The 14,248-nt window shown below is 68.4% G+C and carries 13 protein-coding genes and 1 riboswitch; of the genes, 7 read left to right on the top strand and 6 right to left on the bottom strand.

Going from position 1 to position 14,248, the window contains the following annotated elements:
- Positions 1–71: 71 nt before the first annotated feature.
- From ribA to ribD, 3 genes are read right to left on the bottom strand one after another with little or no spacing between them, the layout of a single operon-like run.
- Positions 72–1,469: a GTP cyclohydrolase II gene (gene ribA, locus AC0VYB_RS16145; RefSeq protein ID WP_095375463.1), complete on the bottom strand. Its 1,398-nt coding sequence runs from the start codon at positions 1,467–1,469 to the stop codon at positions 72–74.
- Complete coding sequence (locus AC0VYB_RS16140) at positions 1,462–2,184, bottom strand: riboflavin synthase (RefSeq protein WP_164672054.1); 723 nt, start codon at positions 2,182–2,184, stop codon at positions 1,462–1,464. The genes ribA and AC0VYB_RS16140 overlap by 8 nt, the downstream gene beginning before the upstream one ends.
- Complete coding sequence (gene ribD, locus AC0VYB_RS16135) at positions 2,181–3,212, bottom strand: bifunctional diaminohydroxyphosphoribosylaminopyrimidine deaminase/5-amino-6-(5-phosphoribosylamino)uracil reductase RibD (protein WP_040341895.1); 1,032 nt, start codon at positions 3,210–3,212, stop codon at positions 2,181–2,183. Before ribD ends, AC0VYB_RS16140 begins: the two co-directional genes overlap by 4 nt.
- A 100-nt stretch (positions 3,213–3,312) precedes the next feature.
- A riboswitch (FMN riboswitch) is annotated at positions 3,313–3,441 on the bottom strand.
- A gap of 186 nt (positions 3,442–3,627) precedes the next feature.
- Here ribD and AC0VYB_RS16130 point away from each other — a divergent pair.
- From AC0VYB_RS16130 to AC0VYB_RS16110, 5 genes are all read left to right on the top strand, one after another.
- Positions 3,628–4,221: a MarR family winged helix-turn-helix transcriptional regulator gene (locus AC0VYB_RS16130; protein ID WP_009378895.1), complete on the top strand. Its 594-nt coding sequence runs from the start codon at positions 3,628–3,630 to the stop codon at positions 4,219–4,221.
- A gap of 95 nt (positions 4,222–4,316) precedes the next feature.
- Positions 4,317–5,615 (top strand): MFS transporter, encoded by a 1,299-nt coding sequence (locus AC0VYB_RS16125; protein ID WP_009378897.1) that lies wholly within the window; start codon positions 4,317–4,319, stop codon positions 5,613–5,615.
- A gap of 171 nt (positions 5,616–5,786) precedes the next feature.
- A complete protein-coding gene (locus AC0VYB_RS16120; protein WP_009378899.1) occupies positions 5,787–6,392 on the top strand; it encodes a DUF805 domain-containing protein in 606 nt (201 codons plus the stop codon).
- An 818-nt stretch (positions 6,393–7,210) separates the two neighbouring features.
- On the top strand, positions 7,211–8,041 hold the full coding sequence (locus AC0VYB_RS16115; RefSeq protein ID WP_095375466.1) for an ATP-binding cassette domain-containing protein: 831 nt from the start codon (positions 7,211–7,213) through the stop codon (positions 8,039–8,041).
- Positions 8,042–8,113: 72 nt separating this feature from the next.
- Positions 8,114–10,291 (top strand): YhgE/Pip domain-containing protein, encoded by a 2,178-nt coding sequence (locus AC0VYB_RS16110; protein WP_095375467.1) that lies wholly within the window; start codon positions 8,114–8,116, stop codon positions 10,289–10,291.
- A 56-nt stretch (positions 10,292–10,347) separates the two neighbouring features.
- Here the strand turns inward: AC0VYB_RS16110 and AC0VYB_RS16105 are convergent, their stop codons facing one another.
- Together AC0VYB_RS16105 and AC0VYB_RS16100 are read right to left on the bottom strand one after the other, a co-directional pair.
- Positions 10,348–11,070 carry an AAA family ATPase gene (locus AC0VYB_RS16105; RefSeq protein ID WP_063249700.1) on the bottom strand — a complete coding sequence of 241 codons (723 nt, stop codon included), beginning with the start codon at positions 11,068–11,070 and terminating at the stop codon, positions 10,348–10,350.
- Positions 11,071–11,288: 218 nt separating this feature from the next.
- Positions 11,289–11,888, bottom strand: coding sequence for a LysE/ArgO family amino acid transporter (locus tag AC0VYB_RS16100; protein WP_063249677.1), 600 nt, complete (start codon positions 11,886–11,888; stop codon positions 11,289–11,291).
- 69 nt (positions 11,889–11,957) lie between these two features.
- On the opposite strand from AC0VYB_RS16100, the gene AC0VYB_RS16095 reads away from it, so the two are divergent.
- Positions 11,958–12,878, top strand: a complete 921-nt coding sequence (locus AC0VYB_RS16095; RefSeq protein ID WP_009378909.1) for an ArgP/LysG family DNA-binding transcriptional regulator — start codon at positions 11,958–11,960, stop codon at positions 12,876–12,878.
- A 117-nt stretch (positions 12,879–12,995) separates the two neighbouring features.
- Here AC0VYB_RS16095 and AC0VYB_RS16090 read toward each other — a convergent pair whose 3' ends face one another.
- Positions 12,996–13,577 (bottom strand): TetR/AcrR family transcriptional regulator, encoded by a 582-nt coding sequence (locus AC0VYB_RS16090; protein ID WP_063249679.1) that lies wholly within the window; start codon positions 13,575–13,577, stop codon positions 12,996–12,998.
- 129 nt (positions 13,578–13,706) lie between these two features.
- On the opposite strand from AC0VYB_RS16090, the gene AC0VYB_RS16085 reads away from it, so the two are divergent.
- A complete protein-coding gene (locus tag AC0VYB_RS16085; RefSeq protein ID WP_009378912.1) occupies positions 13,707–14,180 on the top strand; it encodes a hypothetical protein in 474 nt (157 codons plus the stop codon).
- Positions 14,181–14,248 lie beyond the last annotated feature (68 nt).

The following is a 14,248-nucleotide window of genomic DNA, read 5'->3' as shown; positions in this document are numbered from 1 at the left end:
GGAAGCGTCCGCCTGCCGGTCGCGTCCGCCCGCCTGCCCCGCGCGGTGCGGGGCAGCCCGGGCGGTCGCGTTCAGCCGGCCAGATGCAGGGTGTGGTGCATCCGCGTCTGCTTCGTCGCGAGGTACTTCGCGTTCTCTGGCCGTGCTGGGATCTCGAGCGGCACAACCTCCTCGACGGTGATCCCGAGCGCCTCGAGCGCCTGGGTCTTCGTCGGATTGTTCGTGAGCAGGCGGATCCGTGTCAGGCCCATCGCGGTGAGGATCGCTGCCGCCGCCCGGTAGTCGCGGGCGTCGTCGCTCAGGCCCAGGCGCAGGTTCGCATCGACGGTGTCGAGGCCGGAGTCCTGGAGCGCGTACGCGCGGATCTTGTTGCTCAGCCCGATCCCGCGCCCCTCGTGTCCGGTGAGATAGACGACGGCGCCGCCCTCTTCAGCGATCGTGCGCATCGCCAGATCGAGCTGCTCCCCGCAGTCGCAGCGGTGCGAACCGAAGACGTCCCCGGTCATGCACTCCGAATGGACCCGCACAAGGGGAGCCTGATCGTCGCCCAGCTCCGTGTACACGCCGAGGTGGTCCTGACCGTCGACGGTGAACGCGCGGGCCGTGAAGCTGCCGTACCTCGTCGGCAGCGGCACCTCGTCGGACGCGTCTGCGGCGAGCATCTCCGCGGGCCGCAGCATGGCCGGGGCCCCGGTGAGGGCGGCGTCCGCGAGCGGAAGATCGTCCGCCGCGCCATCGCTCTCCTTCGCCTCGACCTCGCCGAGGTGGTCGATGAGCTGTTCGATCGAGACCATGACGAGCCCGTTCTCGGTCGCGAACTTCCGCAGGGCGTCGAAGCGCATCATCGCCCCGTCGTCGTGGACGACCTCGGCGATCATCGACACCGGGCGGGCGCCGGCGAGACGCGCGAACTCGACTCCGGCCTCGGTGTGGCCGGGACGTTCGCGCACACCGCCGTCCTTCGCGATGAGAGGGAACACGTGACCGGGGCGGGAGATCGTCTCCGGGTCCGGGTCGGCGGCGGCGAGCACTCGCCCGGTGAGCGCCCGCTCCTCGGCGCTGATGCCGGTGGTCACGCCGACGGCGTCGCAGCTGATCGTGTAGGCCGTGCCCTTGGGATCCTCGTTGTCGGTGACCATGGGCGGCAGGCGCAGCGCCTCGGCGCGGGCAGCGGTCATCGGTGCGCAGACGACGCCCGAGCTGTGGCGGACGATGAAGCCCATCGTCGCTGAGTCGGCGAACTCGGCGGCGATGATGAGGTCGCCTTCGTTCTCCCTGTCCTCATCGTCGACGACGACGATCGGACGGCCCGCTGCGATCGCGGCGACCGCCTCGGGGATCGTGTCGAGGAGTCCGGCGCCCGGAGCGCCGCCTGCGCCCGGAGCGCCCCCGGTGTTTCGCACGCTCCCGGTGCGCGGCGATGGCCCTGCGGCCTGAGCCGCAGCGGTGGTCGGTGAGGTCTCAGTCATGATCGACTCCTCGGTCGGTGGTGGGTGCTGTCGCCGGGGCGAACGAAAGCAGCCGGGCGGTGTACTTGGCGATGACGTCGACCTCGACGTTGACGGGGTCGCCAGTGCGGATGCCGCCGAAGGTCGTGTGTGTGAGCGTCGCGGGGATGAGGCCGACCTCGACCCACGCCTCGGCGAGGCTGGGCTCCGAGACGGCGGTGAGGGTGAGGGAGACGCCGTTGAGGGCGATCGAGCCCTTGACCGCGGTGAACGGGGCGAGCCGGGCGGGGATCCCGATCCGCAGGGTCGTCCACTCCGCGTGGTCGGTGCGCGCGATGACCTCACCGAGGCCGTCGACGTGGCCTTGGACGACATGGCCGTCGAGGCGACCGCCGGCGACGGTGCACCGTTCGAGGTTGACGGGGTCACCGGGGGTCAGGGCGCCGAGGCCGGTCAGCCGCAGGGTCTCACCCATGACCTCGGCGACGAAGCGGCCGGTCTCGGCGGCCGTGCCGTTCTCGTCCTCGACGATCGAGGTGAGGCAGACGCCGTCGACGGCGAGCGATCCGCCGGGGCCGAGGTCGGCGACGACGTCGCCGGCGTCGATCGTGAGGACGGCCGAGTCCTCGTGGCGCGCCACGTCAACGACGGTGCCGAGTCCTTCGATGATTCCGGTGAACACTGATGCCTCCTGTGCGTGAGGTGGGTCGATGGTGATGGGGGCGAGGAGGCTCATCGGCCTCCCGTCGTGAAGTGGAGGAGGACGTCGGGGCCGAGCCGGGCGACCGCGGGGATGTCGGTGTCGTCGGGGACGAGGCCGACCGCCTCGGCGAGGGTCGCGATGTCGAGGCCGGCGATGCTCGGCAGGCCGGGACCGAGGAGGACGGGAGCCTGATAGCAGAGCACCTCGTCGACGGCGTCGGCGGCGAAGAAGGCTCCGAGCACACGCGGCCCGCCCTCGACGAGGAGGTGGCGGACACCGCGGTCGTGGAGCTCGCGCAGGGCAGCGGCGACGTCGTGGGTGCGCAGGTGCACGGTCGCGGGATTGGCTGCCAGCGTCGAGCCTGCGGGCAGGTCGCTGAAGCCGAGGACGACGGGCACGGGTTGGGAGTCGAGGAGCTCCCCGTCCTCACCGCGCGCGCTCAGGCGCGGATCGTCATCGCTGACCGTGCCGGTGCCAATGAGGATCGCGTCGACCTCGCCGCGCAGACTGTGGGCATGGATGCGCGAGGCCGCCGAGGTGATCCACTGACTCGTCCGGTCCGCGGCCGCGACCTTCCCGTCGAGGCTCTGCGCGATCTTCGCCGTGACGAAGGGACGGCGCTCGGCGGTGGCGCGGTGCCAGCGGGCGTTGAGCTCAGCCGATTCCTCGGCTCGCAGTCCCGAGCGGACCCGGACCCCCGCCTCGGCGAGGATCTGCCCGCCGCCACCGACCTCCGTCGTGTCGGGGAGGGCGAAGACGACCTCGGGGATCCCGGCGTCGCGGATCGCCTCCGTGCACGGTCCGGTCCGGCCCGTGTGCGAGCAGGGTTCGAGGGTGACGAAGAGCGTCGACGTCGTGAGATCGAGGCCCGCGCCCCGGGCGGCGGCGATCGCGTCGACCTCGGCGTGAGCGGTCCCCGCGCCGAGGTGGCGACCGGTCACCGTTCGTCCCTCGGCTGCGCGGATGGTCGCTCCCACGAGGGGATTGGCTCCACGGCGGCCGTCGCGTGCGGCCGTGAGCGCAGCGGCCATCGCCGCGTCATCGGTGGGCGGTGCGCCCATAAGAAAACCTCCCGAGCCTTGGCCGGGAGGGAGGAGCGTGGTCGCCGATCACGGGTGTCGGTCTCGAGCGCTCTCACGCACGGACACGACGACCGCGGTCGTCCTGTTCCTCCCATCCAGACTTTTACTGTCGGTCTCGGAATTCCACCGAGTCGGCCGATCGCACTGCTGCGCTCGGGTCGCGGACTGTCACCGCCGGCACGGAATTTCACCGTCCCCGGAACATGTTGCGATCAGGCTAGCACGCCGGGGCTCGCGACGTCTGTGATGTCCGTCATGTGGCCGACGCCCCCGCCGAGGTGGGTGCGGGGTGAGGTGGCAGGCGCGGTGAGGTGGGTGCGGGGAGAGGGGGCGAGCCGGGACCGTGCGTGGTACGCGGTTGCATAGTTACATAACCAAGGTATATAAACGAGTTATGGAAGATGTGGATCCGGAGAAGATCGTCCGCGGACTGGTCGTCGTCTCCTCGCGGCTGACCAGGGCGTTCCGACGGCTCATCGGCAACGAGAGCGAGCTCGTCACCCTGCGAGCCCTCGCCGTCGTCGAGCAGTATCAGCCCGTGCGGGTCGGTCACTTCGCGCAGGGCTACCTGTCCTCGCAGCCGGCCGCGACGAAGCTCCTCGGACGGTTGGAGAGCGAAGGGCTCGTCGTGCGTGAGGCGAGTGACACGGACAGGCGGGCGTCTCAGTTCTCGCTCACCGAGGCGGGACGGACACGCCTGGCGACGAACCGTCAGATCATGACCGATCAGATGGTCCCCTACTTCGAGTCGCTCACCGCCGAGGAGCGCATGAGCGTCTATCGGGCCCTCGAACTCGTCGGCGACTACCTCCGCAACGAGCACCCCGTGGGCACCGACGACTCCGCCGAGGCCGACGGCGGGGGTGAGGCCGACGACCCTGTCGGACCGGACCCGGGTAGCGCCTCGGCGGGGAATCCGGACCCGGGAACCGCCTCGGCGGGGGACCCGGACTCCAGAGCCGCCTCGGCGGGGGAGTCCCACGAATGACGCCGCACGCACGTGCAGGCGGACGGGCGGACGGCTCCCCGATCCTCCATCGACCAGACAGCGAACACCGAACGAAAGGACGAACGGGCGAAACGATGAGCGCGACGAACGAAACCAAGCAGGACAGCGAGACGGCGTCGATACTGCGGCAGCCGAAGGCGGTGTGGGCGGTGATCTTCGCCTGCGTCATCGCCTTCATGGGCATCGGGCTCGTCGACCCGATCCTCCCCGCGATCTCCCGTGAGCTCAACGCGACGCCGGCGCAGTCGATGCTGCTGTTCACGAGCTACCTGCTCATCACCGGCGGGGTCATGTTCTTCACGAGCTTCGCCTCCTCCCGCATCGGGACGAAGACCACTCTCATCATCGGGCTCGTGCTCATCATCGCGTTCTCGGCACTCGCCGGCCTCTCCGGCAGCGTCGACCAGATCATCGGCTTCCGGGCCGGATGGGGACTCGGCAACGCCCTGTTCCTGTCGACGGCTCTGGCGGCTGTCGTCGGCGCAGCCGCCGGCGGCGCGGACAAGGCGATCATCCTCTACGAGGCGGCTCTCGGACTGGGGATCGCGACCGGTCCGCTCATCGGCGGCCTGCTCGGCGGCATCTCATGGCGCGGCCCGTTCTTCGGCACCACGGCGCTCATGGCCATCGGACTCATCGCGATCATCGTGCTCCTGCCGAACCCGAAGTCGGAGGGGTCGGCGATCAAGGACGATGCGGTACCGGTTCATCTCAGCGCCACGTTCCGCGCCCTTGCCCATCCCGGGATCCTCGTCATCGCGATCTCGTCTCTGCTCTACAACTTCGCGTTCTTCATCCTCCTCGCCTACAGCCCCTTCCCGGTCGAGGCGGCGGCTGAGCGGATGGGCGTCGAGAACTTCGGAGCGATGGGACTCGGCTACGTCTTCTTCGGCTGGGGAATCTGCCTCGCGATCACCTCGGTGTTCGGCGCACCGGTGCTCACCCGGCACTTCAAGCGGCGCGCGACTCTCATCATGGTGCTCGTCGTCATGGCGGCGCTACTGGTCGCCATGTGCTTCCTCGTGACCTCGTTCGTCGGGCTCATCATCTGCGTCGTCGCCGCCGGCCTCGTGCTCGGCCTCCTCAACACCGTGTTCACGGAATCGGCGATGGAGGTCAGCGAGCTGCCGCGACCGGTCGCATCAGGTGCGTATTCGGGCGTGCGATTCATCGGCGGAGCGATGGCGCCGATCGTGGCAGGCACGGTCTCGGAGAGCATCGGGGCCGGAGCGCCTTACCTCTTCGGTGCCGCCTCCGTGGTGCTGGCGATCCTCGTCATCGCCTTCGGATGGAAGGCGCTGAGGCGCATCGACGGACACCTCGAGGAATCACCGGTCGACGAGGCTTACGCTCTCACCGGAGGCGATGCCTGAACCTGCGTCGGCGGACGGGGCGCGCTCCCGCGTTCACGGTCTGACCTGGGACTTCGGCTCTCGAGAGGAGACTCTCGGGGGCCGAATCCGTCTGCGGCCGACGACGGCGGTGGTCTGCTGTGGCAGATTCGGAACACTTCCTTGTGCTCATCCTGAGTGTCAGGTGCAAGAATGGTGTTCGCAGAGACCGCGCGGATCGATCCCGAACCGTGCGGCCCACCCCTCAACCAGGAAGCCATCATGACTTACGACGCGAACAGCGCATACGGTTCCGGAAGCCCTCTGAGCTCGGACCTCGACGGCGCCAAGAGCCCCGATGACCTCTCCCGTCCCCTCTACGGTGCGACCTTCGGCCAGGCCGTGCGCCGCTTCTTCAAGAAGTTCTCCGTCTTCTCCGGACGCGCGTCCCGCAGCGAGTACTGGTTCGCCTACCTCTTCACGGCGCTCCTCATGCTCGTGCCGACCGTCCTCTACGTCATCGGCATCTCGATGGTGACGGCCACGGCGGCATCGTCGTCGTACTCGCCCTACGGCACGCCGACCGCGGAGCCCTCGGCCGGTGGCGCGACGCTCGCACTCATCGGCGGCATCCTCATGATCATCGTCATGCTCGCCCTCATCGTGCCGACGCTGGCCATCAGCTGGCGCCGACTCCACGATGCGAACCTCGCCGGACCGTTCTGGTTCCTCAGCTTCATCCCCGGCGTCGGCGGCCTCATCGTGCTCGCCCTCATGCTTATGCCCTCGAAGCCGGAGGGTCGTCGCTTCGACGTCTGAGCCACCGGCTGACGCAGTCGCGATCCGTCGCTGACTGCGCGGCGACGACCGGCCTCCGCGGAGACTTCCGCGGAGGCCGGTCGTCTGTCGTCTGCCCCGGGTGCGGTGGCGGCTCGTCTCACGAAGCACCGGCGGCCTGCCATCGGACCCCTCGCGTCACGACCTTTGGACCACGGCAAGCCGTTCGAGCCGCGCCACGCCCCTCGCGTCATCGTGCGCCGTTCGCGGCACGCCGCACCCTTCGCGTCACGACGCACCGGTAGCGCCGAATCATCCTTGCCGCTTCGCACGCCACCCCCGCAGCGTCACGTCCTCCGCTGGCACCGGTGCGACGAAGCGCTGCGGGTGTGGGATGCGTTTCCGCGCCGACGGAGAGGCCGCCTCACTGGCTGCGTGCGGCGTCTGTGCGGAGGCGGCGGTGCGAGTGTCGAGGCGGCAATGTGGGATTGGAGACATCTGCGTCGATTCCGGGTCGATTCTCAGACTCGCGTCGTATAGTTACCTATGAGTAATTTGACGATTTCGAGCCGCAGCCGCGTCAAGGCCCCATGTTTGCCGTAATGTGCAGATGACCGGAACGGCATCCGCGGAGCACTGGGGGCGGAGGCCGGAACGGCGGGACGCGGATCCGAGCGTTCGCGACAGTCGGCCGCCCGTCCGGGTGGCCGCGAGCAAGTGACCAGCCACAACGGAGCCGGGCCGCAACAGCAGCGGCCGACCGCAGAAGAGACCGACCACGACGGCAGAGCCGCACCATGGACCGGCGGTGCGGCAGGGGAGTCGGACCAGCGCCCGCGGAGAGGTGAGGGAGCACAGACATGCAGAGCGATTCGCACACGCTCGCCGAGGAGACGGACACCGGCACTGCGGCCGTGCGCCTGCACGACTGGGGGATGTCGGGCAAGCGCGGACCCGTCTTCTCCGACATCGACCTCGTCGTCCCACCCGGGTCGCTCGCGATCATCCGCGGTGCGGCCGGCTCGGGCAAGACCTCGCTGCTCCTTTCGATCGCCGGACGGATGCGCGTCGACGAGGGCGAGGGCTTCGTCTTCGACCTCGACATCCGCAAGCAGGCGAGAGCCGTGCGCGGGAAGGTCTCGATCGGCCACGTCGCCGGCCTGACCGATCTCGAGAACGACTTCACCGTCGCCCAGCACATCGCCGAGCGCCTCATCATGCTCCAGCCCTGGTACAAGCCGTGGGTGTCGAAGAAGTCCCTGCGAGAGGTCATCGACCTCATCAAGGAGACCTTCGACTCCGCCACCGAGGTGATCGGCCGCCTCCCCGCCGACACGTTCACCTCCAGCGACGCCAAGAGCGCGGACTTCCTCGTCGACGACGACGGCGACACGTTCGTCTCCGAGCTCAGCGAGCTCCAGAAGTTCCTCCTCGAGTTCGGACTCGCCTCCCTGGCGCAGGCCCCGGTGATCGTCGTTGACAACATCGACTTCCTGCGCGAGCGCGAGGATCGTGCCCGGGCGTGGGCGGCTCTCCTCATCTACCAGGAGCTGCGCCGCAAACGCGACCCCGAGAAGCCGCTCACGCTCATCGTCACCTGCGAGGACTCCGCGGAGATCGACCTCGCCTTCGACCAGCTCTCGACCGAGGTGCACCCCACCTCGGTGACCGAACTCAACCTGACCCCTTAGCACCTCCGCCGTCGCGGACTCGGATCCGCGAAGCACCGACGGCACACGGATTCTCTTGAAGGTGATTCTTCGATGTTCTCTCTTCCATGGCTCGAGCTCACACGGTTCAAACGACACACGATCACGCGCCTGGCGATGATCGTCGTCGCCGTCATCCCCGCGATCTACGGCGGCCTCTACCTCGCCTCGAACTGGGACCCCACCAACCACCTCGACCGCCTGCAGGCGGCCGTGGTCAACGAGGACACCGGCGCCGAGAAGCCGAACTCCGATGGCGAGCGGCTCAATGCCGGCGACGAACTCGTCGACAAGATCACCCCGAAAGGCGAGGGCGGCTTCGACTGGCAGGAGACGTCCGCGCAGGAGGCCAAGGACGGCCTCGCCGAGGGCAAGTACTTCGCGATCCTCGAGATCCCCTCGAACTTCTCCAAGCGCCTCGTCTCCACCGGCGGCGACGATCCGGAGCAGGCGGGGCTCGAGCTGCGCACCGACGATGCGCACAGCTTCATCGTCGGTCAGCTCTCCGGCACCGTGCTCGCCGAGATCAAGGCGGGTCTCAACGAGACGACGACCTCGGAGTACGTCTCCCAGGTCTACGTCGGCTTCAATGACATCCACTCGTCGATTCAGAAGGCAGCCGACGGCGCCTCCGACCTCCACGACGGTGCCGTCGAACTCCATGACGGATCGGGCAAGCTCGCAAAGGGCGCCCACGACCTCGACAAGGGCGTCGGGGATCTGCAGAAGGGCATCGGCGACCTCGACGACGGGGCAGGGAAGCTCGCCAAGGGCAGCGGTGACCTCGCGACCGGCGCGGACACGCTCGCGAAGGGCACCGGCGATGCCGAATCCGGTGCGAAGAAGCTCGCGAAGGGAGCCGGTCAGGTCGCCGAGGGCACCGGGCAGCTGCGCGACGTCGCCGATGGCGCGACCGACAAGGCCGAGAGCCTGAAGAAGAAGGCCGATGACCTCACCGAGAGCGCACGGCCGAAGCTCGACCAGGCCGAAGAGGACCTCGACTCCGCGCACTCGAAGGTCAGCGGCAGCGTCGACGATCGGATCGAACAGCTGCAGAGGGACTACCCGGACGACCCGAACGTCGAGAAGCTCGCCGAGGAGGTCGGTGCCCTCGGTGACGACCTCGACTCGGCGCATGAGCGGGCCTCGAAGGCCGCCGACGAAGCGCGGGGACTCGAGAAGCCGGTCAAGAACGCCGTCGACGATGTCATGGACAAGATCCGCGAGGCCGACAAGAAGATCGGTCAGCTCGACGACGGCGCCCAGCAGGTCGCCGACGGGGCGAACGACCTCCACTCAGGACTGGTCAAGCTCGACAAGGGCGCGAACGACCTCGCGAAGGGCGCAGGCGACCTCCATGACGGTGCCGTCGCCCTCAAGGACGGCACGGCGAAGGCGAAGGACGGCGTCGGCCAGCTCAAGGACGGCTCATCGCAGCTGGCCAAGGGGGCCACTGACCTCGATGAGGGCGCGGGCAAGCTCGACGAGGGCTCGGGTGAGCTCTCCGACAAACTCGCCGAGGGCGTCAAGCAGATCCCGACGTATGACAAGGACGATCGGGAGAAGCGCTCCGACGTCGTCGCCGTCCCCGTCGACGCGGAGAAGGTGAAGAACAACGCCGTGAGCACCTACGGGGAAGGACTTGCCGCCTTCTTCATCTCGCTGGCACTGTGGATCGGCGGCATGATCACCTATATGGTGCTCAACGCCATCCCTTACCGTGCGCTCGCCTCGACGGCGAAGTCGAACCGGATCGCGTGGGCGGGATACGTGCCGGGACTGCTCTTCGGCATCGCCCAGGTCGCGGTGCTCTACGGTGTGCTCTGGTTCGCCCTCGACTTCTCCGCCGGCGCGTGGCTGGGGACCCTGGTCTTCTCCATCCTCGTCGCCGCATGCTTCCACTCGGTCCATCAGCTGTGCGTGGCCGCACTCGGAGGCGTCGGCAGGCTCATCGCGCTTGTCCTGCTGATGATCCAGATCGCCTCGGCAGGAGGCACCTATCCGGTGCAGACCGCGCCGGAGATCTTCCAGATCATCTCGCCGTTCCTGCCGATGACGTACGCGGTGACCGGTCTGCGCACGCTCATCGCCGGCGGCGACCTGTTCATCGCCGTGCAGGCGGCTGGAGTGCTGCTGCTCATGACGGTGATCTGTCTGCTCGCAACCGTGCTCGTGTGCAGCCGCAAGCGCATGGTGACGCTCACGCAGCTCCACCCGAGCCTGTCGCTCTAGGCGCATGGCGGCGCGGAACCGTCGCCAGGCTCAGCCTCACCCGGTTCCGTGACACCTCACTCCTCGTCGAAGTATCGGGTGTAGCGCCGCGGGTCGTCGAGGAATCGCCGCCAATGGGCGACCATGTCGAGGTCGTCCCACGTCGAGTCCCGGATTCCCCACTCGCCGAGCTCGACGACGCGGGCCCCCTCGGCGCTCGCGAGCACGGGGGAGTGTGTCGCCATGACCGTTTGCAACCCGGCGCGTTCGCGCTCGCGGATGAGCTGCAGGAGGGTGAGCGACGCTGTGAAGGAGAGTGCGCTCTCGGGCTCGTCGAGGATCCACAGGCCGAATTCAGTGAATCTGCCGGTGAGCAGGTCGACGAACATCTCTCCGTGAGACCGACGCGCCATCTCGTATCCGCGCATCGCGCCGATTTCCATGAGGTGGGCCATGCTCTCGTGCATCGTCTCCGCGCGGAGGAAGAATCCGGTGCGGTTGGTCGTCGCGCCTTTGACGACCTGCAGATGCTCGGTGAGCGCGGGAGCCTCCTCGGCGTGCTCGCGCACCTCCCACGCGGTGCCGCCGCCGTGGGGGAGGTCGAGTGCCGTCGCGATCGCCTCGATGATCGTCGACTTCCCCGACCCGTTCTCACCGACGAGGATAGTCGTCGCCTCGAACTCGAAGCCGCCAAGCAGATCGCGCACCGCGGGAATGGCCGCCAACCAGGCCGGCAGGTCCGGCGGGGAGTGGGCATGGGCGGCGACCGACCGCAGGGGGAGACCGACTCGGGGATCCATGACACCGAGGTTAGCGTCGAGGACTGACACGGCCCCCACCTCGGCGCCTCGGCGCCCGGCTGGCAAAGCGGCAGGTGTCTTCCGGAGGCGGATCCGGTTCGAAAAGCGACGCCGATTCGCACCGGATCCTCCTCGGGAGCGACCCCGCGCCGCCATCCCACCTCGGCGGGGTCCCGCCCCTACCCGAGCGCCAGCCGCACGGCGAGGGACCACCGCCCCTACCCGAGTGCGAGCCGCACGGCGAGGATGACGAGGACGACGGCGATGACGACGTCGAGGACCTGCCACACCCGGGGACGGGCGAGGTGGGTCGAGGCCGACCGAGCGCCGAGCCCGATGCCGAGGAACCACGTCACCGACCCGAGCATCGCGCCCAGAGTGAACGGCAGCACCCCGCCGGGACCCTGCTGGTTGGCGAGATTGCCGAGCATGACGACGGTGTCGAGGTAGACGCCGGGGTTGAGGAACGTCAGCGCGAGCGTCGTGGCGATGACTCCGCGCAGACTCCGCGCCTCGGCATCGGCCTTGAGCCCACCGGCCTTCCGCGCCGAGCGCAGGCTCGTGAACGCGAACCACAGCAGGTACGCGACCCCGAGCCACCGGAGGACCTCGAGCGCCCAGGGGGCGAGGAGGACGATCGCCCCGATCCCCACCGCGCCGGCGCCGATGAGGAGGATGTCGGCGACGATGCAGATCGTGAGCACGGCGCCGAGGTGCTCGCGCCGGATCCCCTGTCGGAGCACGAGCGCATTCTGCGGCCCGACTGCGATGATGAGCGACCAGCCCGCGAGGAGACCGGTGAGGAGATGGGTGAGCATGATGCCAGACTAGGACGCTCTCCATGTGAAGAAAAGCAAGTTTATCTGCACTTGATGCAGAATAGCTTCATGAACATCGAGCATGTCCGCGCCCTCGCCGCCGCCGTCGACGAAGGCACCGTCGAAGGGGCCGCATTCGTCCTTCGGATCACTCCCTCGGCGGCGAGTCAGCGCATCCGGGCCCTCGAGTCCCGCCTCGGCCAGGTCCTCATCCGGCGGACGAATCCCATCACCGTCACCGAGGCGGGCACCGCGGTCCTCCGGTACGCCCGCCAGGTCGAGCTCCTCGAATCCGAGGCCATGGACCGCCTCCACGGGATCGCCGCCGACGCCGACCCGCGGGCGCCCGGCGTCCTGCGCGAGCCGACAGTGCTGCGGATCGGGCTCAACGCCGATTCCCTGGCGACGTGGTTCCGTCCTGTCTTCGCCGAGGTGGCCGCCTGGGACGATGTCGTCATCCGCCTCGATGTCGCCGACCAGGACAAGGTCATGCCGCTGCTCACCTCCGGTGAGGTGCTCGGCGCGATCGCCTCGACCGGGGCGCGCACGTACGGCACGCGCGTCCAGCGACTCGGCGCGATGCGCTACGTCGCCGTCGCCGCTCCCGCACTCCTCGACAGGCACGGCTGGACGCAGCGCGAGGGGTCGTCAGGTCCCTTCGCCGAGGTGGACCTCGCGTCCCTGCCCATGGTCAACTTCGGCAGGGACGACGACCTCCAGCTCGCCTTCCTCAAACGCAACGGCATCAGGCAGGTGCCGCCGATGTCGGTCGTGCCGAGCTCGACCGAATTCGCGACCGCCGTCGTCGCCGGCGTCGGCTGGGGGATGATCCCCGTCCTCCAGCTTGCCGACATCGACGCCGAACTCGTCCCGATCACTGCGGATCCGAGCGTCGACGTCCCCCTCTACTGGCACCACTGGAAGCTCGCCTCGGACAAGCTCTCCCGCCTCACCGAGGCGCTCACGAGGGCCGCCGCGCACATGCGGTGAGGGAGGGCCGCCCCACATGTGTTGCGGGGTCGGTCGCCTCGGCGGGGAACCGCATCCGACCAATCGTGGACCACGCATGACCGGCCGACGGCCGCCCCGCCTCGGCGGGGGACAGCGTCAGTCGAGGATCTTGGCGATCGTCCACCTGACGGTGTCATGGACGGTCTCGACGGTCATGCGTTCGGGCGTGATGATCGAGTGCAGGGCCATGCCGTCGATGGCGGTGAAGAGGAGCGTCGCACTCGGGGCCACCTCGGCGGGGTCGATGTGCCCTTCGTCGGCGAGGATGCCCAGCCAGCGGTGAAGGCTGTCGTAGGTGATCTCGTGGCCGTATCGAAGGAGTTCGTGGGACCCTTCGCGGGGATCGGGCCCGAGCGCGTTGAGGTGCATCTTGAACCACGTCTCGAGCTGGATGTCCCTGAGTTCGTCGTTGATGAGGAACTGCGCGCAGACCTCGTAGAGGCGCTCGGCGGGATCGATGCTCGAGTCGGTGATCGCGAAGTCCTGGACGACCGTCTGCATCGAGCGCCGTGCGACCTCCTGGTAGAGGGCGTTCTGGGTGGGGAAGTAGTGCCGCAGGGTCGAGGCTCCGATGCCCGCCTCCTTGGCGATCGTGCGCACGCTCAGTTTCGCCTCGCCAGGCGGAGCGGACTCCGCGAGGCGGATCGCCGCCTCGATGATCTCATCGCGTCGGGACATCGGCTCTCCTCTCCACGGCGTCGTCGCTCCGCTCATCCTATGTATAGTACAGTGTACTAGTACAGCGTACTACAGACGATTCGACCGACCGCGCCGCAGATGCGGAACCGCACAGATGGGAGCTTCACCATGATCGAGAACATCCAGAGCTTCGCCGACTCGTTCCCCGACTGGCTGCAGTGGCTGGGGGTGATGATCGTCTCGGCGATCCCGTTCGTCGAGTCGTACTTCGGTTCTGTCATCGGGGTCGCGATCGGACTGGGTCCGGTCGTCGCGATCCTCGTCGCCGTCATCGGCAACGTCATCTCGATGCTCGCGTTCGTCTACGGTGCCGGAGCCCTTCGCGACAAGGCGACGAAGAACCGGGAGAAGGAGACCTCGCCGAGGCGGCAGCGCATCAAGCGCATGTTCGACCGGTTCGGCGTCCCCGGGGTCTCCCTGCTCGGCCAGACCGTCCTGCCCTCGCAGATCACCTCGATGGCGATGGTGAGCTTCGGAGCGAATCGCAACACCGTCGCCGTCTGGCAGATCATCTCGATCATCCTCTGGGGCGTGCTCTTCGGAGTCCTCGCCACCCTCGGAGTCAACGTCGCCCTCCGGTGAGAGTCCCCCCGTCGCCCGAAGTCCGGCGTTCCCGGCCCGGAAGCGCCGAGGCGGGGGCCGTGTCAGTG

Source organism: Brevibacterium sp. Z349TD_9 (assembly GCF_056173565.1).
Note: the sequence above shows the minus strand (reverse complement) of the source record. Positions and strands in the feature narration are given on the sequence as shown.